1 protein-coding gene is annotated in these 1,511 nt (G+C 74.3%); it reads left to right on the top strand.

Translation table 11 applies throughout. The features are described from left to right. A partial coding sequence (locus tag SCA03_RS34580; RefSeq protein ID WP_141275891.1) for a type I polyketide synthase occupies window positions 1–1,511 on the top strand: 1,511 nt, incomplete at both ends.

The following is a 1,511-nucleotide window of genomic DNA, read 5'->3' as shown; positions in this document are numbered from 1 at the left end:
GCGGCTGCTGCTGGAGACCTCCTGGGAGGCCGTCGAACGCTCCGGCCTCGCCCCCTCCTCCCTGAAAGGGCGCGACGTAGGGGTGTTCGTCGGGGTCGGCCTGCCCGACTACGGGCCGCGGCTGCACGCCGTCGCCGACAGCACGGAAGGGCACCTCGTCACCGGCAGCTCCCCCAGCGTCGTCTCCGGCCGCATCGCCTACACCCTCGGTGTCGAGGGGCCCGCGGTCACGATCGACACCGCTTGCTCCTCCTCCCTCGTCGCCCTGCATCTCGCGGTCCAGTCCCTGCGCCGGGGCGAGTGCTCCCTCGCGCTCACCGGCGGCGTCACCGTCATGTCCACCCCCGGCACCTTCATCGGCTTCAGCCGGCAGCGCGCCCTCGCCCCCGACGGCCGTTGCAAGTCCTTCTCGGCCGCGGCCGACGGCTTCGGCCCCGCGGAAGGGGCCGGCGTGCTCTGCCTCGAACGGCTCTCCGACGCCCGCCGCGCCGGGCACCCCGTGCTCGCGGTCGTCCGCGGCACCGCGGTCAACCAGGACGGCGCCAGCAGCGGCCTCTCCGCGCCCAGCGGACCTGCTCAACAGCGGGTAATCCGGGCGGCGTTGGCGGACGCGGGGCTGTCGGCGGGCGACGTGGATGTGGTGGAGGCGCACGGCACGGGCACGAAGCTGGGCGACCCGATCGAGGCCGGGGCGCTGTTGGCCACGTACGGGCGGGGGCGCGAGGCGGGCCGACCGCTGTGGTTGGGCTCGGTGAAGTCGAACATCGGGCATACGCAGGCGGCGGCCGGCGTCGCCGGCGTGATCAAGATGGTGCAGGCGCTGCGGCACGGGACGGTGCCGAGGACGCTGCACGCGGACGAGCCGTCACCGCACGTGGACTGGTCCACCGGAACCGTGCGGCTGCTGACCGAGCCGCTCGACTGGCCGCGCGCCGGCCGGCCGCGGCGTGCGGGCGTCTCCTCGTTCGGCATCAGCGGCACCAACGCGCACGCCATCGTCGAGGAGGCGCCGCCCCTCGACGGCGAACCGCACGAGGAGCCGGCCCCCACGCCCGGGCGTGAACTGCCGCTCGCACCATGGGTCCTGTCGGCCAAGTCCACCGCCGCACTGCGCGACCAGGCCGGCCGGCTCGCCGCCCACCTCGAACGGCACCCCGAGCACACCCGCGCCGACATCGGGCACACCCTTGCCACCACCCGCACCGCCTACGACCACCGAGCGGTGCTCCTCACCCCCGATCTCCCGCACGCCCTCCACCAGCTGACGCAGCACGCCAACGGCCAGGAACCCACCGAACTCGTCACCGGCACCGCCCACAACGCCTCCGGACCCGTCTTCGTGTTCCCGGGTCAGGGGTCGCAGTGGGTGGGGATGGCGGTGGAGTTGCTGGATGCGTCGCCGGTGTTCGGGGAGCGGTTCGCGGCGTGTGGGGCGGCGTTGGAGCCGTATGTGGAGTGGTCGTTGACGGATGTGGTGCGGGGCGTCGCGGATGCGCCGGGGTTGGGGCGGG

The sequence above is a fragment of the Streptomyces cacaoi genome, assembly GCF_006539165.1.
GTDB classification, from domain to species: Bacteria; Actinomycetota; Actinomycetes; order Streptomycetales; family Streptomycetaceae; genus Streptomyces; species Streptomyces cacaoi.
The sequence above is the reverse complement of the archived record's forward strand: the minus strand, read 5'-3'. Positions and strand labels throughout refer to the sequence as shown.